The organism is Companilactobacillus heilongjiangensis (genome assembly GCF_000831645.3).
In the GTDB taxonomy this organism is placed as follows: Bacteria; Bacillota; Bacilli; order Lactobacillales; family Lactobacillaceae; genus Companilactobacillus; species Companilactobacillus heilongjiangensis.
Genome location: NZ_CP012559.1, coordinates 2,271,309 through 2,292,178, shown reverse-complemented (window position 1 = coordinate 2,292,178; position 20,870 = coordinate 2,271,309). Strand labels below are relative to the sequence as shown.

The following is a 20,870-nucleotide window of genomic DNA, read 5'->3' as shown; positions in this document are numbered from 1 at the left end:
AGCTTTTTAGTGTGTTAATTTCCAATTTTTATAACTCAAACCGGCAAAGTATGCCAAAACTTCAAACGTCGAAATGAAGAATGTCACTGGCCAATTGGTAACGAATGCCAGATAAAGTCCCAACCAGACACCAGCTAACGACAATCCAACTGAAACTAGGATCATCTTTGGCACGGAATGAACAACGTATTTAGCTGTTGCGGCGGGGAGTGTTAAGAGGACGAAGACTAGCAGTGAACCGACGATTTGTGCGCCGATACTGACACTTAATGCCAAAGTTATTAGAAAGACGATTGACAATAAACGTGTTTTTAATCCTGAAGCTTGAGCACCTAAGTGGTCGAATGAGTCGAATGCCAGTGGTTTATAAAATATCAAAAAGATAATTATAACGAATACTGCCAAGATCAATAATTGCTTTACTTCTGCGGCGCTAATTCCGACAATACTACCGAAGAGAATATTTGTGGCATAACTACTTGATTGTGCCGATAGGGATAGGAAGAGAATTCCTAGTCCAATAAACAATGATGATATGGCACTGATTGAAGCTTCTCGTCTGGATGCTTCGCCGCTCAAACTTCCGACCGCGATGGAACTGACGAGTGTGAAAATAATCATTCCCGCTAATGGTGAAATGCCAACGAGAATTCCGAATGCGGCTCCGGCAAAACCAATTTCTGATAATGTGTGGGATAAGAATGACATGTTTCGTGAAACTACGAAGACTCCCACTAATCCAGCAGTGATTGCGATGAAGGTACTGGCAATAAAGGCCTGACGCATAAATTCATACTCAAACATAATTAGCCCTCCATCTCGAACATCTTTTTAGAAACTTGGTCGACATCAAGCTCTTCCAGAGTTTTATTTTTGAAAAGTAGTGCTCGATTTGTATATTTTTTAGTTAGTTCGTAATCATGAGTTATAAAAATAACGGTTAACTGATATTTATGGTTCAATTCTTGGACGAGATCCATCAGCTGCATTTTGACTTCGACATCCAAGCTGGCAGTTGATTCATCCAGAATCAGAATCTTTGGTTCATTCAGTAGCGCTTGAGCCAAATATGCTTTCTGTTTTTCACCACCAGATGCTAGTCCCAGTGGCCGATCTTTGAGCTCAGTCAGATGAGTTTTTTCCATGATAGTGTTGATAAGTTCATTATTCTGTCGACGTTGCTTGGAACTGAAAGTTAACTTGAGGTTCAAACGAATGAATTGCTCGATACTGAGTGGATAATCAATGTCGATATTACGGAATTGGGGCACGTAACCGATAGTTTGCTTAACAACATTCAGCTCGCCACTAGTTTTTGGCTCCAATCCCATCAGAATTTTGACCAATGTTGTTTTACCGGAACCATTGGGACCAATCAGGCTAATGAATTCGCCATCATTGATTCGGAAATTCAAATCTTTGAAAACTAGTTGTTTACCGAAACGCTTAGTTAAATTTTTTGCTTCAATCATTGTTTCATCTCACTTTGTAAAATCTTATTTAGAGCTTGATATTGCGATAACATCCATTGTTGGTAAGTTTTACCTTTTGGTAAAGTTTCCGTGACGCTTAAAACAGGGATGTTATTTTTCTTGGCTAATGAAACGAGATTGTTGACGACTTTACTATCTGTTTGTTTATTGAGAACAAGAAAGGCAATCTGTTTATTTTCAATCCCTTGGTGCATGGATTTGATAACTGCTGGAGTAGGGTCAGTGCCATTTTCAATGGCTTGTTCAAATTTTTTATTAGTAACATTTAATCCCATAGCTTTGATTGAATAGTCAAAAACAGGTTCGGTGACGTAAACATTTTTGTTAGGTAGCTTGTTGACTGTGTCTTTTAATTGGCTCAATTCCTTTTGAACTGGTTTGAGTGAGGCAATGTATTCCTGAGCATTTTGTTCAAAGTAAGCTTTATCCTTGGGATATTTTTTAGCTAACTTATCAGCCAAATACTTAGCGTAGTCAGGCATGGTTTCAGGATTGTACCAGATGTGTGGATTGACGCCAGTCTTTTTATGCATGACGTTTTCGCCAATCTTGATTTCAGTGCCATTTTTTTGAAGTTTGTTCATCCATGAATCATAGCCCAAACCGTTGGCGACCGTGACATCCGCCTTACTGACAGACTGGGCAACTTTAGTAGTTGGCTCATAATCGTGAGGATCAATAGCAGGATTATTGATAATAGAAGTAACGTTTCCTTTGTCACCAACAACCTTCTTGGCGACTTCAGCGTAAAAATCTGTGGTCGTGACGATATTGATTTTTTGTGAAGTATTGTTAACTTTTTTGTTGGAGCAACCGGAAATTATTAAAGCAAGAATTGCAAAAAATAGAATGATTCCTAAAGATTTTTGTTTCTTAAAATTCATTGTTTTTTCTCCTTAATGATAAATAATACTATTTAACACTAAACTAAAGATGTAAAAAAGTAAATAGTAAGTTTTATCATTTGGGTGGGTGCCGTCGGAAGGGCTGAGAATATTCACCTGCTATGCGGACCGGCTCGAGCCAAGGTCTCGCCCCTCGGTTTGAAGCCTTACCAAAGCCCGGTAAGTCTCCAAACTCGCCCGGTGGTGTAAGAGCTGAAGCTCTAACGCCACACCCACAGCTGGTGAATATTCTCAGCCCTTCCGACTAGTTTTTTTCTTGAACTTGAGTTATTCATATTAGTTTTAGTAACGTTGAAATTTTTAATTGTATGAAAAAAGAGTTGAACCACATCTGAAGTAATCAGGTAGGTTCAACTCTTTATTATTCTAAATGTTTAATAATTAAGTTTTGATATGAATATTGACATAACAGTCTTAGTGGTAATTTATTTAAACTATTTGAAGTCATTCCTTCAATAAAAAATAAATTAGTTGGAAGAGCTGAGAGTATTCATCAGCAGCGAAAGTGGCGTTATGGCTTTAGCCATTACACCACCGGACGTGTTGGAGACTTTCCGGTCTGTGGAAAGGCTTCAACCGAGGCCCGAGACCGATCTTTGGCTCGGACCGTGCCGCGCAGCAGATGAATACTCTCAGCTCTGGAAACGGTACACTTTAAAACCTTAACTATAACTTATCAATATTGTTTGTTAATTCAATAATATGTTGTTTAATATCGTCACGAACATCACGGTATGCTTGAGTTTCCTCGCTTTCGCTACCGGTTGTTAGGGTTGGGTCGCTGATAGGCCAGTGCAACCAACGAGCCGTTGAAGGAAGGACGTTTTTATCACGAGCTTCACCGCTTAATGTGATGACTACGTTCGCATGATTGAGAAAGAGATCGTCAATCTTTTTAGATTCCTGTTGTGAAATATCGATACCATCATCTGCCATAACTTTTACTGCTTTAGGATCGAGATCTTCCGCGCGCACGCCCGCACTTTCGATTTTCCAGTTTGGTAAATATTTTTTAGCGTATCCTTTGGCGATTTGACCACGACAAGAATTGCCGCTACATAGGAAGTAAATACTTTTATTCATTTTTTATACCTAGTTTGATTTGACATTCAGGGCAGAGACCGTAGACCTCCATGTGATTTCCAGAAATCATATATCCAGAAATCTCAGCAGTCTTTTCTTCAAGACTCTTTTCAGTATCGCTGAAACCGGGATACGTAACGTCTACAATCCGTCCACAATTGGTACAAATGGCGTGATAGTGGGGTGAACCGAAGTAATCATAGTGAGTACTGCCGTCACCATTTTGTAATTCCACGACTAAATGATGGTCAACAAAAGTGTTCAGAGTATTATAAATCGTAGAAGACCCGATATTAGGCAACTCTTTGCTGAGGGCATCACGGATAGTCTCCACAGTAGGGTGATTATGATGGCTAACTAAATAGGCCAAAATAATGTGTCGTTGTGGAGTAACTCGCAACTTATGGTCCTTTAGAACTTGTAGTGTTTCTTCCATTACAGCGTTACTAGCCATGAGCAATCTTCCTTTCTATATGAGAATCATTACAGGTTAATTATATTACTAAACATAAGACAATTCCAAAGAAACTACCTTTTTTCATCAAAAACAGTAATTTGTTTACTTTTTAAAAAACTAGGTTTATTATGTACTCGTTACTAAATGAGAACCATTCCAAATTAATTAATAGCTAAGGAGTGAGGAATCATGACCAAAGAAAAGAAACAACGTAGCTTAGCTGAAAAAATCAACGTAATGCGTGCCAGTGTCATGGGAGCCAACGATGGGATTGTTTCAGTCGCCGGAATTGTTGTCGGAGTCGCAAGTGCTCAGAGTAATAATCATGCTATTTTTCTAGCCGGAATTGCCGGAATGTTAGCCGGAACTATTTCAATGGCAATGGGTGAGTGGGTATCTGTCAGCACCCAACGTGACACCGAGAAACGAGCTTTGGAAAAGGAATCCGCTGTTTTAGATGGTAATTATGACAGTGAATTCAGTTTTATTCGGGATAAATACCAAGCCACTGGGATTTCAAATGAATTGGCAACTCAAGCTACTTCAGAAATGTTGAGTAAGGATCCATTGGACGTCGCTGTTCGTGAACGTTATGGCTTTAATCCTAAGGAGAAAACTAGTGCAATTGCGGCTGCCATGGCTTCAATGATTTCATTTCCAACTGGATCAATTTTGCCACTAGTTTCAATTACGATGTTTCCCCAAGACGTTAAAATGATGGCGACTGTGATTGCAGTTATTATCGCTTTGACGATTACCGGCTATACAGCAGCTGTTTTGGGCGGAGCTAACCGTTTAAAGGCAGTTATCAGAAATGTAGTTTCCGGACTGTTAACGATGTTTGTAACTTACGCAATCGGTTCGCTATTTGCACATTAAGGGAGTGAGAATGATGAAATCTATGACAATTTCTAAACCAAAGAAACAAAAGAAGACAATGGCTGAACGTTCTAATACCCTTCGTGCAGGCGTTTTAGGTTCAAATGATGGTATTTTAACAGTCGTCGGTGTGCTATTTTCAGTCGCTGTAGCTACGACCAACCAATTCGTAATATTTATCGCAGGTCTATCAGACCTCTTAGCATGTGCTTTTTCAATGGCTTCTGGGGAATATGCCTCAGTTAGCTCTCAAAAAGATACCGAAAGAGCTGCAATTGAAAAAGAACGTGAGTTGATAAAAAGTGATTATCCGTCCGAATTAGCAGTAGTTGCCAAATACTATGTTGAACGTGGTGTTACACAAGCAACTTCTAATGAAATTGCCTCAGAATTGATGAAAAAAGATGCTCTAGGAACAGTCGTCAGAGTTAAATATGACTTGCAACTAGGACATTACATGAATCCTTGGGACGCTGCTTTTTCTTCATTAGTTTCCGCAGCTTCCGGTGGTATTTTCCCATTAGTTGCGATGACCTTGTTGCCATCAGCAGTTAAGTGGCCCGGAACAATTTTAGCAGTTACGTTGTCTGTAGCATTGACTGGATATTTGAGCGCCAAGTTAGGTGATGGACTAGTGAAGACCGCTATGATTAGAAACATTATCGTCGGCTTGATCACAATGGCAATTCACTATTCAGTTGGATTGATGCTTTAATTCTGACGACCTCCGGCTAGTGTATTTCTTGTTTTAAAATTATATTGATATTATATTTAACAATCTTTACAAAAAACCTCTAGTAATCGAATGTGTTGATTACTAGAGGTTTTTTGAGTTTAAATATTTAGTATTATTGATCTACTATAAAAATAAATTAGTTGGAAGAGCTGAGAGTATTCATCAGCAGCGAAAGTGGCGTTATCGCTTTAGCGATTACACCACCGGACGAGTTGGAGACTTTCCGGTCTTTGGAAAGGCTTCAACCGAGATTCGAGACCGTACTTTGTCTCGAATCGTGCCGCGCAGCAGATGAATACTCTCAACTCTGGAAACGGAAAGTCAAACTTCAATTCACTATTTCGTTTTAAGCATTAGATCCAATGATTTTTGTAAATCTTCCAATTGTTTAGCGTCTTTGCAGTCAGTATTTTGTCTGATATTTTGGGCAATTACTAATTTCATTGCTTTATCAACGCTGGACTTTACAGCTGACAATTGCATCAAAACATCATCACAGGGCTTGTTGTCGTCCATCATTCTGAGAACAGCATCGAGTTGTCCACGTGAACGTTTCAAGCGACTAGTTATTTTTTTAGATGCAGCAGCTGATTCTTCGGGTGTTTGAGACATGTTTACCTCCCAAATTTGTTTTATTGTTCCAATTATACCCATGCGGGTACCGGGTAGCAAATAATTGATTCATTTTCTGTGAAAAAGCTTTAAAAACAAATTATTTGCTTTCATTTACCCTAGGGGGGTATATTATTTTACATAGATATGAGAAGGAGATTTGAATGATGGCTAATATTACAGAAATTTCAGATAAGACATTCAATGACGAGACAGGTAAGGGACTAGTTATCACCGATTTTAACGCGGATTGGTGTCCTCCATGTAAAATGATGAACCCAATTTTGGAGAAGCTATCATCAACTGATGAATTAGGCGACAAGATTAAGTTCACTTCAATGAACGTGGATCACAACCCAGATACACCTAACAACTTTGGTATTCAGGGAATCCCAACATTTATCATTAAGAAAGATGGTAATGTTGTCGGCCGTATGGTTGGTTATCAACCAGAAGCTAAATTCCGTATGGAACTAGAGAAGTATATGGATTAGGTTTTGTTCACTGCCGCCGGAGGGGGCAAGTGATAAAAGACCGCTATGCGACCGGTTCGAGCCTAGGTCTCGAACCTCGATTTTGAGCTTTGCAAGGTTCGCAAATCTCAAAATACGTCGGTGGAGTAAGGGATAAATCCCTAACTCCACTTGCACAGCAGGTCTTTATCACTTGTCCCCTCCGGCTGTTTTTTTGGTTTTGGGCAGCTGTTATTGTTGCTATATGAGTTAACTTTTATTCAAGAGCATTTCTGGGCCAGATTATTCCAATTGAGGGGTGTCTGGTCTTTTTTGTTTTTTGAAGTTATAGAAGTTTTGAACCATTTAGTATACTTAATTCCCGTTTGTATTTATAAAAATAACTAAGTTATTGATTGAATTAAATTTAAATAATTATTAACTCCCCAAAAACAAACACTAGTCGGAAGTTGTCAGAAATATAGACAGCCGTGAGGTTGGCGTTAGAATGGCGCTTTTCCATTCTTACACCACCGACGTATTTTGAGATTCGCGTTTTTTGCGAAGCTCAAAATCGAGGCGCGAGACCTTGGCTCGCACCGGTCGCATGGCAGGCTATATTTCTGACAGCTTCCGGCGGAAATAAAACAATCTTAAAATATACCTCATATACCATCAAAAAGGTGGTATATTTGACGAGAGAAAACGGTTTCAAATATATGCAAAAGGGATGGTAGCAAATGTCTAAATTACCAGGAACGCTTAAATATATCAGCTGGTTTGAAGGCGAAATCATCACAATCGATTTTGGACGTGCAGTTGACTTTGATCCGAAGGCTTATCCAGAATTAGCAAAGATTGGACGTTGGATTGCATCAGATGACCAGTCGAAGTATTATCTAGCTTATAAGATTGATGGCATCTATCCGGACAAAATTATCAATCATCTATTGGGGACATTGAATTTGAACGGATACGAATTGATTCACAGTTCTGCTACATATGCTTAATTCTTTCCAAACAAAAAGCCGCGGCTGCGACTTTTTTAATCTCTATTGAAAGTTTACAAAACGTTGATCCCAGATATTCTCAAAGAATGAAATCGTATTTTCAGCGGTCATATAATCATTGTCAAAGGTAGTTGTCATATCGTGTTTCATGATAATTTTATAGCCGAGACCGTGAGCCATAACGATTGTCGCATTGCAGCAATATTCAGTTTGGGCACCACAAAGCTCGATTGAGCGAACTCCTTTTTGCATTAAAATTTTATTTAAATTAGTTTGATAGAAGGCATTTGGATGGGTCTTTTCCACCGTGATGTCTTCTTTTTGTTTGTCCAATTTCCCCGATAAATTCCAGAGTTCACTGCCACGTACAAGATCCTGATCATTATGTTGAATAAAAATTATAGGCAAATTGTCTTGGCGGTAATTAAAAATTCGATTATTGATGCTGTGGATCAATCCATCAAAATTATAGCTGTATTGTAGAGCCCGCTGCATGTCTACAATTACTAGTGCGTCAGCTAATTCTGGCATGATAACACTTCCCCTTAAAAGATTTTTCTAGTTTGAGCGTACCATGATGGTTCATTTTTTGAAAGCGATATTATTAGAATTTGTCTCTTAAAATATTTGCAGGTAGTTAGTAATTCGCCTTATAATTGAAAATATCAAAATATAGGATATAAAAAATGAAAAAATTAAAAATAATTTCAATTATAATTGGTTCGCTATTAGCCATCGTTCTAGTATTTGCCGGAATCTTTGTTTATCGAACTCAAGATTCACTGAATTCTCTGAATACAAATAAGAATAGTGTTTCTCAAAAAATCAATCAGGGGAAACCATTCTCAATTTTGTTACTAGGTGCTGATACCGGGACTGATGGACGAGTTGACCGTGGTAATTCTGACACAATGATGTTGTTAACATTGAATCCTCAGAAACAAACGACCGTCGCATATTCGATTCCTCGAGATGCTTTGGCTGAAATGGTTGGCGATAAAACCAAGAATGTTCAAAAAGTTAACGCTGCCTACAATATTGGCTTATCAAAAATGGCTAAAAGTACCGTTGGTAGTTTGTTGGGTGTACCAGTGAACTATCACGTGGCTATTAACATGCAAGCTTTGGAAAAAACAGTTGATTTTGTTGGCGGTGTGACTGTGAAAAGTCCCATGAATGTTTCCTTTGATGGAGTAACAGTTCCTAAAGGAACACATCATTTGAATGGTAAAGAAGCTTTGACATATGCTCGAATGCGGTATCAAGACCCGCGTGGCGATTATGGCCGTCAAGTTCGTCAGCAACAAGTTTTACGAGCAGTTGTTAAGAAATTAGAGCAACCTCAATATGCTGTCAAAATCCCAGATTTAATCAAGAAATTGGGCAATGACGTCAATACTGATTTAACAACTTCAGAAATCGACCAACTAGTATTGAAGTATCATAGCAGCGCCAAGGCAATGGACTTCAATCAAATCCAAGGAAAAACAGCTTGGATCAACCAAAGTTCTTATCAAATATTGCCAACATCAACTATGCAAAGTGCATCTGATAAATTACGTGATAATTTAGGATTGCCAGCACAAACTTTGGATAATACGGAAACTAGGTTGAATGCTAAAAATAAGGCATTCTTCAAAGACCCAGACGATATCAATTACGACACATTTGGTTTGGATACTATGCATTATACGAATAATACGTATTAGGGGTTTTCGTCTCCGGAGATGAGAGTATTCATCTGCTGCGCGGTACGGCTCGAGCCAAAGAGCGGTCTCGACCCTCGGTTGAAGCCTTGCAAAATCAGCAAGTCTCCAACACGCCCGGTGGTGTAATTGCTAAAGCAATAACGCCACTTTCGCTACATATAAATACTCTCATCTCCTCCGACTAATTTGTTTCTTTAATGGATAGATAATTAAAGAAAAATTTGTGGATTTTCAATAAATTATTTCTAGTACGGTTACTTGACGAAAGCATTAAGTTTAATATCGGGTAATTAGTTAGAAAGTCTAGAGTATTTAATGATAGTCCAGTGTTTCTTAATAACCAACTGACTTAAAAGATAAAAGAGTCGGAAGAGCTGAGAAGTATTCACCAGCTATGAAAGTGGCGTTACGGCTTTAGCCGTTACACCACCGGGCGTGTTGGAGACTTTCCGAACTTTGGAAAGGCTTCAACCGAGGGTCGAGACCGTACTTTGGCTCGAGCCGTACCGCATAGCAGGCGAAATACTTCTCAGCTCTGGAGACGGCAGGTAACTTTAATAGAATAAATAAAAGGGGCTGTGAGATAACTACTTTTGTCTTAAACATGCAGCATAAACGTGCAACAAAACATAACTTTTTCCGCTTAAAACAAATATGGACTGTAATCCAAAATCGGATTACAGTCCATATTTGCCTTAATGCTCGAAAGTTGACCATGTTTTGTTGCACTCTTTTTTTTACAATGTTATGTCAGCTGTTAAGCGGCTGCTTTGATAAGGAAAACGTGATTCAGCAATTTCAAATGGTTGACCATCATCAAGATAGCTCAACTGGTTGATTATTAAAACTGGTTCGCCTAATTCATGAGCAATTCCGGTCTCAACGTCGGTTTGGTCAGCCTTATCAGCCCGGATGATTCGATGGGTTCCTTCAATACGTAGGCCTTCTTTTTCAAGATGGTTATAGATTGATTTTTCCAAAATATCTTCAGTTAAAGTGGTAATAGCTGTTGGCATAATGGTGTGTTCATAGGCAAAAATTTTACCATTAACGTAACGAACACGGCGGATTACATAGACTGGCTCGGTTGGTTGAATAATCAACTTATCAGCTTCATCTTTAGTAGGGATGCGTGCTGATAATTCCAAAACTTTACTGGTAACAGCTTTACCTTTATTTGTTTTCGTTGCACCAAGGGGTTTGTCGATTGGCGAAACACGTCCAAAGCGGTCATCACTGTGATTGTCGGCAACATAATCTTTGCGGACGTATGTTCCAGAGCCACGTTTGGAATACACCATACCTTCAACCATCAATAGCTGTAAAGCCTTGTGGACCGTGATTCTAGTGGTATTAAACTTTTTTGCAATTTGATTCTGATCGGGCATCAATTCACCTGGAGCATACCGGCCGGTTTGAATTTGATGTCTTAACGTATTTGCAACTTCTTTGTACTTGTATGCCATTAACAGACAGCCCCCTAACTTATATCATTAATAGTGTAGCATTAAAAATGTACGATTTTCGTTTTATTTAAAAGTATATACTTATTTGCAACCGGATATTTACATTAATAAGTTTTGTGGTATGCTGAAAACGTATTCATAAGAGAGGATGAGGTGGATCATGAATAAAAAATTGCCAGAGAATTTCTTTTGGGGAAACTCAACATCCAGTATGCAAACTGAGGGCGCTTGGAACGTGGATGGTAAAGGTAAATCGGTTTATGACATCAAAGAGGCAACTGCTAATACTTCCGATTGGCATGATGCGATTGATGAATATCATCGTTATGAAGAAGATTTCAATTTGATGGCCAATCAGGGAATGAACTTTTATCGTTTCCAAATTTCTTGGAGTCGTGTTGATCCGGATGGTGACGGCAATTTCAATGAAGCGGGGATTGAGTTTTATGACAAATTGATTGATGCCTTGTTGAAACGTAATATTACGCCGATGATTTGTTTGTACCACTTTGATATGCCACTGAATTTAGCTGAAAAATACAACGGCTTTCTATCTCGTCCAGTCGTCAGCGCCTTTGTCAGATACGGAACTGAAATGGTTAAACGCTTTGGCGACCGTGTAAAATATTGGATTACTTTCAATGAACAGAATTTGTATCATACGACTGAAGCATTCAAAATTTCAGGATATATGAAGGGCGACAAAACGGTTGATGAAATGTATCAAATCAGCCATCACGTTATGTTAGCGCACGCGGGTGTTGCCAATTATATTCATGAGAAAACTGACTGTTTAGTCGGTGGGATGTTGGCTTATACCGAAGTTTATCCAGCTTCACCTAATCCTAAAGATGTTTTATATGCACGTCAGATAAATGAATTTTTGAACCGCGACTTGTTGGATTCTTTCGTTTACGGACGTTATTCACATGAAGTTATGACATATGTTAAAAATCATAAGATTGAAATGGATTATCAGTTAAATGATGATGAAATTTTGATTCAAGTATCATCAGATTTTCTAGCGTTCAGTTATTATCGCAGTGAAACTATCAACTCTGCCAAGGTTCCAGATGGGACAGTGCCTAACCAATATTTGGATTATGGTGCGCAAGAAAATCCATTCTTGCAGACTTCAGAATTTGGTTGGCAGATTGATCCACTCGGATTCAGGGATGTTTTGACCAAAGTCTACAATGAATATTGCTTGCCAATGTTTCCAATTGAAAATGGTTTGGGAGTGCGTGAAGTTTACGATGGTAAAGAAATTCAAGACGACTATCGCATTAATTACATGCGTGACCATATTCAAGCGATGAAAGATGCTGTTTTGGAAGATGGCGTGGAAGTCTTGGGCTACTTGGGGTGGGGATTGATTGACATTCCTAGTTCAAGCGGCAATATGGATAAGCGTTACGGAACAGTCTATGTTAACCGGACTAATCATGATTTGAAAGATATGCAACGGGTACCTAAGAAAAGCTATTGGTGGCTGCAACGTGTCATCAAAACAAACGGTGCCAATTTAAACAATTTAGAAACTGTGGAAGCTCACTAAAAATGGGCTTCTTTTTTTGTTTTTGAAATATGCCGCCTCCGGTTGCCAGAAATGTAGATACCCGCTTGTGGGACCGGTGCGAGCCAAGGTCTCGCGCCTCGCTTTTGAGCCGAAGACCGCGTCTCAAAAGACGTCCGTGGTGTAATGGCTAAAGCCATAACGCCACTTTCACAGCGGTACTACATTTCTGGCAACCAGAGGCTAGTTTTTTTTGATAAATTCCATGTTTTAATCACATGTTAGTAAATTGATGTCAGAAGTTATTTTTGATATTTAGTTTAATTGTAAGTTATATATGTTTGAACTATAGAATCTGTTTTGGACTATTATGATTCTATTTATTATCAAATAATATATAACGGCTTTTTGGTCATTAATACGGAATAGTTAAGATTAGAATTTTCCATCAATAAATTAGGCGGAGGAGCGGTTGAATGCTCGCTTATCCCAAGTTGTAAAAGATGTAATTATTTTCATGAAAATTTAGTGTAGTAGTTTTCGGATACACGTGTCTAACCCCAGTAAACAGGCAAAAATAAATGTGATAAGAATCACAAAAATGTGTTGTTTTAGCTAAATGTAAGCGTTAACATGAAAATGGAATGAATTTGGAGGTGGATGTTTTGATGACTGTCGAAGATTTAAATGCAATGCCACGGTTTCAGAATCCGGTAACGATTCACGATATTAAAAAGGCTGCTCACTTGATTCATCAGGTTGGTCGGGTGACGCCGTTGATTCAGTCGATGTTCTTGAGTCGGGATGTGACTGGTGGGGAGGTCTATTTGAAACTTGAGAATATGCAGCTGACTGGTTCTTTTAAGTTTCGCGGTGCCTTTAATAAAATTAACCATTTGAGTGAATCAGAAAAAGAACGCGGTGTTATCACTGCTTCGGCAGGAAATCATGCTCAAGGTGTTGCTTTGACGTCTAAATTGTTGGGCATCAAGTCAATTGTTGTTATGCCGCATGGAGCTCCATTGGCTAAGCAACAAGCTACGGCTGGCTATGGTGCGCAAGTAGTTTTGCATGGCGATACGTTTGATGAAGCACACCAATTTATGGAAGAAGAGGCCGCTGACAAAGGTTATACGATTGTTGATCCATACGATGATGTGGATGTGATTGCTGGACAGGGTTCGATTGGTTTGGAAATTTTGAATCAATTGGAAGATGTCGACACGGTTATTGTGCCAGTTGGCGGTGGCGGTCTGATTTCGGGAATTGCGACGGCTATCAAGACTATTAATCCACAGATTCACTTGATTGGTGTGCAGTCGGAAAATGTTCACGGAATGACAGCCTCATATCGGGCTAATGAGATTACGACATTTGGCGTTGATAAAACTTTGGCTGATGGAACTGCGGTGGCAACGCCGGGACAAATAACTTTTCCAATTACTAAGCATTTAGTGGATGAGATGGTTTTGGTCAGTGAAGAAGAAATTGCTACAGCGATGAAAGACTTGTTGCAACGGGCAAAAGTTGTGGCTGAAGGAGCTGGCGCTTTGCCAACCGCTGCTTTGGAAGCACACAAAATTGATCCTTGTTGGTTGGAAAATAAGCGGGTGGTAGCTTTAGTTTCCGGTGGTAATGTCGACCTCGAACGTGTTGCTACGAATATTGATCATTTTGTCGGATAGGGTTGTCCTTGAAATAGGGGAACGAGTATCATAAACGATATAAAGGCGCATGGTACTGGTTGGTAATTTATTGCAAATATTGCATTGCTTAAATAATTTGAATGTTAATACATTTGTATACTTTTACATTCAATTAATAGTAATCAATTAGTCGGAAGAGCTGGGAAATATTTGTGTGCCGTGGTAGTGGTATAAGTACGGGAAATTCTCCCGTACTTATACCACCGGGCGTGTTTGGAGACTTGACGAACTGTGTCAAGTCTTCAAACCGAGGTCCGAGACCGCTCTTTGGCTCGGGCCGTTCCGCACAGCTTGAGAATATTTCCCAGCTCTGTAGACGGCATATTTAACTGGCACCACACGTATATAAAGAAATTTTTAATTGGGGGATAAAAATGACAGAACTCGATCGTTTTGAAGCATCAGCTTGTACATCAATTATGGTAGGTAAGAAAGCTTCTATGGATGGAGCAACTTACATTTCCAGAAATGAAGACCGTATGTTGGCAATTGAACCTAAGCGTATCATCGTTCAACCAGCTGTTTCTGGACGTCATGAGACATATGTTTCACCATACAACAATATGACAGCACCTTATCCAGAAAGTGGTTACCGTTATACCGCTACTCCAAGCACGAACCAAAAGACTGCTGGTCCTAACGAAGAAGACGGTTTTAATGAGAAAAATGTTGGTATGAGTGCAACTGAGAGTGTTTATGCTAATGAAAAAGTTTTGGCTTTCGATCCATACGTTAAAGATGGTTTGGCTGAAGATTCACTAGCAACTTTAGTATTGCCATACATCAATTCAGCTCGTGATGGTGTTAAATATCTTGGTGATTTAGTTGCCAAATATGGTTCCGCTGAAGGTAATGGTTTGCAATTCAACGATAAAGATGAAGTTTGGTATATGGAAGTTGTTACCGGACATCAATGGGTTGCTGTAAGAATTCCTGACGACAGTTATGCCGTTGCTGCTAACCAAGTAGCCATCCAAGATATCGACTTTAACGACCCAGAAAACTACATGTGGGCTGACGGAATTCAAGATTTCGTTTCTGACAATGACTTAAATCCAGACTTTGACCGTTGGGATTTCCGCCACATCTTCGGAACAGATACTGAACAAGACCACCATTACAACACACCACGTGTCTGGTTTGCACAACGTTATTTGAACCCATCAATCCAACAAGAACCAGAATCACCAGAACTTCCTTTCATCAGAAAAGCCGAAAAGAAGATTGCTGTTGAAGACATCCAATATATTTTGAAATCACATTATAATGAAACAAAATACGATCCAATGGGCAGCGGCAGTGACCATGACAAGAGAACATATCGTGCCATTTCACTTTCCAGAACAGCCAATTCTCACATTCTACAAATGAGAGATTCAGACAAAAATGGAGCAGCCGGCGTTGAATGGACAGGTTTTGGAATTCCAAGTTTCTGCCCACACGTACCATTCTTCACTAATGCCAATGACATTGACGAATCATACAGTTATACACCAGATAAATTAGATTTGAAGAGTGCATACTGGATGTATGAAGCCTTAGCAATGGTAGTAGAATCACATTATGCAGAATTCGTGGAACCAAACTTAGATTATCAAAAAGAGTTATCATCATGGGCCAGAAGAAAGATTGCGGCAGTTGATAAAAAAGCAGTCACAATGAGCGGTTCAGAATTAACAGATTATCTAACAGAACAAAATAAAGAAATAGTTAAACATTATAACGACGCAACAAAAGCCCACTTAGCAGATTTAGTAACAAAAGGGACAGAGTTGTCGAAGTTAACATTTAAGATGGATCCAAATTTGTAGAGAGTGGAGCAGGCCCGGGAATCCCCGAGCATTTGCATGACTTCACGAATTATCCGCGCACCTTGCGGATGATTTGGGAAGTTAGGCAAAGCGGAAGGGATTGGCCTGCGGAACTCGTTTTAGAGCCACTGCCTACACAGCAAAGGTCTAAAATACAACAGCCGATATAAATATCTTTTATAAGTAATCCATCAATAAAAAAAACGACAAATATCCCCAAAATCCCCAATAACCAAAATGGAGACAAAAGATATTTGTCGTTCTTTATATCTGAATAAAGCTGAATAACTGAATTAAAAATTGTAAACTAAAACTGAATATATTATTTAATAATCAGTAGTCGAGTACCTATCCGGAAACGGCATACTTCACGAAACTTCCACCCTAATAAATACAGAGGTAATAACCATGAAAGATATACGTTTTAAAAGTGTTTTTGACATTATTGGACCCGTAATGGTTGGACCCAGCAGTTCTCATACCGCCGGAGCAGCCAGAATTGGGAAAGTAGTCCACGATATTTTCGGTGAAAAGCCAGATAAGATTACGATTGATTTGTATGAATCATTTGCCAAAACTTATCGTGGTCACGGAACAGACGTCGCCATTGTTGGTGGTTTGTTAGGCATGGAACCTGATGATGAACATCTAGCTGATTCCTTGAAAATAGCTTACGAACAAGGCATTAAAGTGGCTTTCGTTCCCAAGAGTGACAAAGTTGACCATCCAAATACCGCCAAAATCAATCTAGTTAAAGGTGACCACGAGTTGTCTGTAACTGGTATTTCAATTGGTGGTGGGAATATTCAAATTTCTGAAATCAATGGATTCAAGATGTCTTTGAGCCTTGGTACACCAACTTATATCACCGTTCACCAAGATGTCGCCGGAATGATTGCCAAAGTTACTGATGTCTTTTCAAATTTCAAAATCAATATTGGTACCATGACCGTTACTCGTGCTTCCAAAGGTGAGAAAGCCATCATGATTATTGAAGTGGACGAACGCCGTGACAAGCCAGAGATTCTGGAAAAATTACGAGCTTTGCCAAATGTCGATAATGCAACGTATTTTGAATAATAGGGGATTACAAGATGTTTTATACAATTAAAGAATTAGTTGAAAAAAGTGCCGATTACGATTCAGTTGCTGACTTGATGATCCAAACTGAGATGGAAAATACTGATCGTAGCAAGGAATTTATCCGTTCGCAGATGGAACGTAATTTGGAAGTTATGGAAAAATCTATCAAGCAAGGTATCGCTGGAGTTAAATCAGTTACTGGTTTGACTGGTGGGGATGCTAAGTTGATGGATGCTTATATTAAAAAAGGCGATTTCTTGAGTGGAGAACCAATTTTGGAAGCTGTTCGTAACGCCGTAGCGGTCAATGAAGTTAATGCCAAAATGGGTTTGATTTGTGCCACACCAACTGCCGGTAGTGCTGGAGTTTTAGCCGGAGTACTAGTTGCCACAAGAGATAGACTACATTTAACACGTGATCAACAAGTTGACTTTCTCTTCACAGCTGGGGCTTTTGGACTAGTAATTGCGAATAATTCATCAATTGCCGGTGCCGAAGGTGGTTGCCAAGCAGAGGTCGGTTCGGCCGCCGCAATGGCATCTGCAGCTTTGGTATGTGCTAAAGGTGGAACAGCTCAACAAGCGGCTGAAGCAATTTCTATCACTTTGCAAAATATGATGGGACTAGTCTGTGATCCAGTGGCTGGTTTAGTTGAAGTGCCATGTGTTAAACGTAATGCATTGGGCTCTTCACAAGCAATGATTTCAGCCGACATGGCTCTAGCCGGAATTAAGAGTGTCATTCCAGTTGACGAAGTGGTTGAAGCAATGCACAAAGTTGGTCAACAAATGCCATCAATCTTTAAAGAAACAGCCGAAGGTGGCTTAGCAACAACACCGACTGCTTTGAGACTGAAAAAAGAAATTTTTGGAGATTAGATAGTTCCGCCGGAGATTGCGAAAAATTTAAGTCTGCTATGGGACCGGCTCGAGCCAAAGTGCGGTCTCGACCCTCGATTTTGAGCCGAAAATCGTGTCTCAAAACTCGTCCTGTGGAGTAAGGACTAAAGTCCTAACACCACTACCACAGCCGACTTAATTTTTCACAACCTCCAGCTAGTGTATTTGTTTCTTCGAAGTGGTTTTGAATTATTAATAAATAAGTAATTAAAATGGCAATGCTAATTCAATATTATTGGATATGACATTGTCTTTGTTTTAAAAGTTAGTTTTTAAAGTAAATAAATTAGGAGGAATTAAAGGCTGTAATTACGTTTTTTCAACCTTAAAAAAATTATGAGACAACAGACGCACATGGCTTGTACCTCAATTATGGTAGGTAAAAAGGCCGCAATGGATGGCGTTAACTATATTGCACGTAACGAAGATAACTTTGTAGCTAACTGGCCCAAGAGGTTTTTCGTGCAACCAGCAGTTTCTGGACGTCATGAAACTTATACATCACCATACAATAAATTAAGTGTCGAACTGCCTGAAACTGGTTATCGCTATACTTCTTCACCAGATGCTAATCAAGACGAGGGGTGGTACGAAGAAGACGGTATCAATGAGAAAAACGTTGGTATGAGTGCAACTGAAAGTGTTACCGCCAATGAAAAAGTTTTGGCATATGATCCATTGATTGAGAACGGTGTGGCTGAAGATTCAATCACAACCTTAGTTTTGCCATACATCAATTCCGCTCGTGAAGGCGTGAAGTATCTTGGTGATTTGATTGCCAAATACGGTTCAACTGAAAGTAACGGCGTGGAATTTTTCGATGAAGATGAAATTTGGTATATGGAATTGGCTACAGGTCACCACTGGGTTGCCATAAGAATCCCTGACGACTGTTATGTAGTAGCTGCCAATCAAATTGGAATCGAAGACATCGATTTCAATGATCCAGAAAATTACATGTGGTCCGATGGAATTCAAGAATTTGTCAGCGAACACGACTTGAATCCAGATTTAAACGGCTGGAATTTCAGACACATCTTTGGCACAAGCACCAAACAAGACCGCCACTACAACACACCGAGAGTTTGGTATGGTCAAAAAGTCTTGAACCCTTCAATTGAGCAAGATCCCGAGTCAGACGATTTGCCATTCTTGAGAAAGCCTGAGAAGAAGATCTCCGTTGAAGACATTCAATATATTTTGGCATCACACTACAATGAGACCAAATTTGACCCAATCGGCAGTGGTTCTGAAGAAGATAAGAAACGTTACCGTGCCATTTCCTTATCAAGAACAGCCAATTCCCATATTCTACAATTACGCGATTCCAAGAAAGTAGCTGCCAATGCCATCGAATGGAAAGCATTAGGCATTCCCAGCTTCACACCATACGTGCCATTTTTCACCAATGCGGATGATATAGATGAATCATATAGCTACGTGCCCGAGAAATTAGATTTAAAGAGCGCATATTGGTTATATGAATCATTGTCAATGATCGTTGAAAGTCATTACAGCGAGTTTGCTACGGCTAATTTAGACTATCAAAAAGAACTAGCATCATGGTCAAGAAGAAAAATAGCAGCAGTTGATAAAGAAACAGCCAATATGACAGGACAAAAATTGGCAGATTATTTAACAGAGCAAAATCATCAGATAGCAAAACACTTTAATGACACAACAAAAGCCCACCTAGCAGATTTGATTACACAAGGGACAGAGCTGTCGAAATTGACATTTAAGATGGATCCAAATTTGTAGAGAGTGGAGCAGGCCCGGGAATCCCCGAGCATTTGCATGACTTCACGAATTATCCGCGTTTTTTGCGGATGATTTGGGAAGTTAGGCAAAGCGGAAGGGATTGGCCTGCGGAACTCGTTTTAGAGCCACTGCATATTTAAACAAGGTCTAAAATACAAAAGCAGTAAAAAAAGAGAACTAACTTAAAGAAACCGATAAAAAGGATGTTCCCAAAGTTAAGCCCTCGAATAACCAGCAACCCAAAATGAAAAAGAAGCAGATGATCAGCACTTGAACTTATAATTCAAGTCGCAAAACCATCTGCTTTTTACATACCAAAACCAAAAAAATCACTCTTTTTACAAAAATTTAAAATATTTCAATACCTAAACGTCCAAACCCCACGCCCCTCTAAAAGAATTTTCCCCAAATCAAGGAAGAAAATTTTGCATAACTTATTAATATAACACAAATAAAACGTTTTCTAACAACAAATTTGCTATATCATGAGCGTTTTTTCCCCATAGTGACAATTTCAAGGCTATAATAGATATTGGGACTTTCCCAGTTTGGGAAAAATCAATGAAAGGTAGCGAATGTATGCAGGTATATAAAAATTCACAAGAATTGATAGACCAGATTAAAGAGAGTTATCATAAATTCATTGATGAATATGAGGGAATTAGCGATGATGTTGCTGATGAAAGAATCGATCAGGTAGATAAGACTCCTAGAGAGATGCTCTCATATCAAGTTGGTTGGATTAATATGATTTTATCATGGGAGAAAGCTGAAGCTGGTGGGGCCAAAATTACCACACCTACTCCTGGCTACAAATGGGATCAAATGCGTCAGTTATACCATGATTTCAATATCAAATATGGTTCAGATGGCATCGAGAACGAAAAAGCAGAACTTGGCAGTGTCGTGGCTGAGTTGATTGCTTGGATTGAGGATATGTCACACGATGAGTTGTTCACACCTGGCGAGCGTAAGTGGGCAACAACCAAAGCAATGTGGCCAGTAGCTAAATGGATCAGAATAAACGCCGTTTCACCATTCAATAACTACAGTAGACAAGTTAGAAAATGGAAGAACTTTAACTTAAGAGATAAAAAACCAGTAAATTCATAGAATCAAATGGTTTTTAGTCAAATAGAACAAAAAGCAGTGCTTACAATCTTTAGGGATTGTCGGTGCTGCTTTTTTGCTTGCTGTCTCCAGAGCTGAGAAGTATTTCATCTGCTATGCGGACCGGCCTGAGCCACAGTGCGGTCTCAGACCTCGGTTTGAAGCCTTACCATAGTTCGGTA

Annotated in this window: 20 protein-coding genes; 12 read left to right on the top strand and 8 right to left on the bottom strand. The window is 39.3% G+C overall.

Going from position 1 to position 20,870, the window contains the following annotated elements; all coding sequences use genetic code 11:
• Positions 1 to 6: 6 nt before the first annotated feature.
• From JP39_RS10260 to JP39_RS10240, 5 genes are all read right to left on the bottom strand, one after another.
• On the bottom strand, positions 7 to 804 hold the full coding sequence (locus JP39_RS10260) for a metal ABC transporter permease (RefSeq protein WP_041501164.1): 798 nt from the start codon (positions 802 to 804) through the stop codon (positions 7 to 9).
• 2 nt (positions 805 to 806) lie between these two features.
• Entirely contained in the window at positions 807 to 1,472 is a 666-nt protein-coding gene (locus JP39_RS10255; protein WP_041501165.1) for a metal ABC transporter ATP-binding protein, read from the bottom strand.
• Complete coding sequence (locus tag JP39_RS10250) at positions 1,469 to 2,377, bottom strand: metal ABC transporter solute-binding protein (protein WP_041501167.1); 909 nt, start codon at positions 2,375 to 2,377, stop codon at positions 1,469 to 1,471. Before JP39_RS10250 ends, JP39_RS10255 begins: the two co-directional genes overlap by 4 nt.
• Before the next feature lie 687 nt (positions 2,378 to 3,064).
• A complete protein-coding gene (locus JP39_RS10245) occupies positions 3,065 to 3,481 on the bottom strand; it encodes an arsenate reductase/protein-tyrosine-phosphatase family protein (RefSeq protein ID WP_041501168.1) in 417 nt (138 codons plus the stop codon).
• Positions 3,474 to 3,935, bottom strand: a complete 462-nt coding sequence (locus JP39_RS10240; protein WP_041501171.1) for a Fur family transcriptional regulator — start codon at positions 3,933 to 3,935, stop codon at positions 3,474 to 3,476. Before JP39_RS10240 ends, JP39_RS10245 begins: the two co-directional genes overlap by 8 nt.
• Positions 3,936 to 4,127: 192 nt before the next feature.
• Here JP39_RS10240 and JP39_RS10235 point away from each other — a divergent pair, with 192 nt between their 5' ends.
• Both JP39_RS10235 and JP39_RS10230 read left to right on the top strand, forming a co-directional pair.
• Complete coding sequence (locus tag JP39_RS10235; protein ID WP_041501172.1) at positions 4,128 to 4,817, top strand: VIT1/CCC1 transporter family protein; 690 nt, start codon at positions 4,128 to 4,130, stop codon at positions 4,815 to 4,817.
• A gap of 10 nt (positions 4,818 to 4,827) precedes the next feature.
• Positions 4,828 to 5,532 carry a VIT1/CCC1 transporter family protein gene (locus tag JP39_RS10230; protein ID WP_082330693.1) on the top strand — a complete coding sequence of 235 codons (705 nt, stop codon included), beginning with the start codon at positions 4,828 to 4,830 and terminating at the stop codon, positions 5,530 to 5,532.
• A 357-nt stretch (positions 5,533 to 5,889) separates the two neighbouring features.
• On the opposite strand, the gene JP39_RS10225 is transcribed toward JP39_RS10230, so the two are convergent.
• A complete protein-coding gene (locus tag JP39_RS10225; RefSeq protein WP_041501174.1) occupies positions 5,890 to 6,165 on the bottom strand; it encodes a metal-sensing transcriptional repressor in 276 nt (91 codons plus the stop codon).
• Between the two features lie 164 nt (positions 6,166 to 6,329).
• Here JP39_RS10225 and JP39_RS10220 point away from each other — a divergent pair, with 164 nt between their 5' ends.
• On the top strand, positions 6,330 to 6,659 hold the full coding sequence (locus JP39_RS10220) for a thioredoxin family protein (protein ID WP_041501175.1): 330 nt from the start codon (positions 6,330 to 6,332) through the stop codon (positions 6,657 to 6,659).
• Positions 6,660 to 7,357: 698 nt separating this feature from the next.
• The gene (locus JP39_RS10210; protein ID WP_041501177.1) at positions 7,358 to 7,627 is read left to right on the top strand and encodes a hypothetical protein; all 270 of its coding nucleotides are present in this window, start codon (positions 7,358 to 7,360) and stop codon (positions 7,625 to 7,627) included.
• Between the two features lie 42 nt (positions 7,628 to 7,669).
• On the opposite strand, the gene JP39_RS10205 is transcribed toward JP39_RS10210, so the two are convergent.
• Positions 7,670 to 8,158: a cysteine hydrolase family protein gene (locus JP39_RS10205; RefSeq protein WP_041501178.1), complete on the bottom strand. Its 489-nt coding sequence runs from the start codon at positions 8,156 to 8,158 to the stop codon at positions 7,670 to 7,672.
• A gap of 155 nt (positions 8,159 to 8,313) precedes the next feature.
• Between JP39_RS10205 and JP39_RS10200 the strand changes: the two genes are divergently transcribed.
• Positions 8,314 to 9,336, top strand: coding sequence for an LCP family protein (locus JP39_RS10200; protein ID WP_041501179.1), 1,023 nt, complete (start codon positions 8,314 to 8,316; stop codon positions 9,334 to 9,336).
• A gap of 737 nt (positions 9,337 to 10,073) precedes the next feature.
• Here JP39_RS10200 and JP39_RS10195 read toward each other — a convergent pair.
• Positions 10,074 to 10,802, bottom strand: a complete 729-nt coding sequence (locus JP39_RS10195) for a GntR family transcriptional regulator (protein ID WP_041501180.1) — start codon at positions 10,800 to 10,802, stop codon at positions 10,074 to 10,076.
• A 160-nt stretch (positions 10,803 to 10,962) separates the two neighbouring features.
• Here JP39_RS10195 and JP39_RS10190 point away from each other — a divergent pair, with 160 nt between their 5' ends.
• From JP39_RS10190 to JP39_RS10160, 7 genes are all read left to right on the top strand, one after another.
• Positions 10,963 to 12,360 carry a glycoside hydrolase family 1 protein gene (locus tag JP39_RS10190; RefSeq protein WP_041501181.1) on the top strand — a complete coding sequence of 466 codons (1,398 nt, stop codon included), beginning with the start codon at positions 10,963 to 10,965 and terminating at the stop codon, positions 12,358 to 12,360.
• Positions 12,361 to 13,010: 650 nt separating this feature from the next.
• Entirely contained in the window at positions 13,011 to 14,003 is a 993-nt protein-coding gene (tdcB, locus tag JP39_RS10185) for a bifunctional threonine ammonia-lyase/L-serine ammonia-lyase TdcB (protein ID WP_041501255.1), read from the top strand.
• Positions 14,004 to 14,398: 395 nt separating this feature from the next.
• Positions 14,399 to 15,835, top strand: coding sequence for a C69 family dipeptidase (locus JP39_RS10180; protein WP_041501182.1), 1,437 nt, complete (start codon positions 14,399 to 14,401; stop codon positions 15,833 to 15,835).
• Between the two features lie 408 nt (positions 15,836 to 16,243).
• On the top strand, positions 16,244 to 16,915 hold the full coding sequence (gene sdaAB, locus JP39_RS10175) for an L-serine ammonia-lyase, iron-sulfur-dependent subunit beta (RefSeq protein WP_041501183.1): 672 nt from the start codon (positions 16,244 to 16,246) through the stop codon (positions 16,913 to 16,915).
• Between the two features lie 14 nt (positions 16,916 to 16,929).
• Entirely contained in the window at positions 16,930 to 17,796 is an 867-nt protein-coding gene (gene sdaAA / locus JP39_RS10170) for an L-serine ammonia-lyase, iron-sulfur-dependent, subunit alpha (RefSeq protein WP_041501184.1), read from the top strand.
• Between the two features lie 357 nt (positions 17,797 to 18,153).
• Positions 18,154 to 19,578: a C69 family dipeptidase gene (locus JP39_RS10165; RefSeq protein WP_041501185.1), complete on the top strand. Its 1,425-nt coding sequence runs from the start codon at positions 18,154 to 18,156 to the stop codon at positions 19,576 to 19,578.
• A 579-nt stretch (positions 19,579 to 20,157) separates the two neighbouring features.
• Positions 20,158 to 20,691 (top strand): ClbS/DfsB family four-helix bundle protein, encoded by a 534-nt coding sequence (locus JP39_RS10160; protein WP_041501186.1) that lies wholly within the window; start codon positions 20,158 to 20,160, stop codon positions 20,689 to 20,691.
• Positions 20,692 to 20,870: the final 179 nt, after the last annotated feature.

Bases quoted from the DNA above. Each gene is read 5' to 3' on its own strand.
- JP39_RS10200 (WP_041501179.1), top strand. From the start codon at position 8,314: ATGAAAAAATTAAAAATAATTTCAATTATAATTGGTTCGCTATTAGCC.
- JP39_RS10235 (WP_041501172.1), top strand. From the start codon at position 4,128: ATGACCAAAGAAAAGAAACAACGTAGCTTAGCTGAAAAAATCAACGTA.
- JP39_RS10230 (WP_082330693.1), top strand. From the start codon at position 4,828: ATGATGAAATCTATGACAATTTCTAAACCAAAGAAACAAAAGAAGACA.
- JP39_RS10210 (WP_041501177.1), top strand. From the start codon at position 7,358: ATGTCTAAATTACCAGGAACGCTTAAATATATCAGCTGGTTTGAAGGC.
- JP39_RS10250 (WP_041501167.1), bottom strand. From the start codon at position 2,377: ATGAATTTTAAGAAACAAAAATCTTTAGGAATCATTCTATTTTTTGCA.
- JP39_RS10160 (WP_041501186.1), top strand. From the start codon at position 20,158: ATGCAGGTATATAAAAATTCACAAGAATTGATAGACCAGATTAAAGAG.
- tdcB (WP_041501255.1), top strand. From the start codon at position 13,011: ATGCCACGGTTTCAGAATCCGGTAACGATTCACGATATTAAAAAGGCT.
- JP39_RS10195 (WP_041501180.1), bottom strand. From the start codon at position 10,802: ATGGCATACAAGTACAAAGAAGTTGCAAATACGTTAAGACATCAAATT.
- JP39_RS10180 (WP_041501182.1), top strand. From the start codon at position 14,399: ATGACAGAACTCGATCGTTTTGAAGCATCAGCTTGTACATCAATTATG.
- sdaAA (WP_041501184.1), top strand. From the start codon at position 16,930: ATGTTTTATACAATTAAAGAATTAGTTGAAAAAAGTGCCGATTACGAT.
- JP39_RS10255 (WP_041501165.1), bottom strand. From the start codon at position 1,472: ATGATTGAAGCAAAAAATTTAACTAAGCGTTTCGGTAAACAACTAGTT.
- JP39_RS10260 (WP_041501164.1), bottom strand. From the start codon at position 804: ATGTTTGAGTATGAATTTATGCGTCAGGCCTTTATTGCCAGTACCTTC.
- JP39_RS10220 (WP_041501175.1), top strand. From the start codon at position 6,330: ATGATGGCTAATATTACAGAAATTTCAGATAAGACATTCAATGACGAG.
- JP39_RS10165 (WP_041501185.1), top strand. From the start codon at position 18,154: ATGAGACAACAGACGCACATGGCTTGTACCTCAATTATGGTAGGTAAA.
- JP39_RS10225 (WP_041501174.1), bottom strand. From the start codon at position 6,165: ATGTCTCAAACACCCGAAGAATCAGCTGCTGCATCTAAAAAAATAACT.
- JP39_RS10245 (WP_041501168.1), bottom strand. From the start codon at position 3,481: ATGAATAAAAGTATTTACTTCCTATGTAGCGGCAATTCTTGTCGTGGT.
- JP39_RS10205 (WP_041501178.1), bottom strand. From the start codon at position 8,158: ATGCCAGAATTAGCTGACGCACTAGTAATTGTAGACATGCAGCGGGCT.
- sdaAB (WP_041501183.1), top strand. From the start codon at position 16,244: ATGAAAGATATACGTTTTAAAAGTGTTTTTGACATTATTGGACCCGTA.
- JP39_RS10190 (WP_041501181.1), top strand. From the start codon at position 10,963: ATGAATAAAAAATTGCCAGAGAATTTCTTTTGGGGAAACTCAACATCC.
- JP39_RS10240 (WP_041501171.1), bottom strand. From the start codon at position 3,935: ATGGCTAGTAACGCTGTAATGGAAGAAACACTACAAGTTCTAAAGGAC.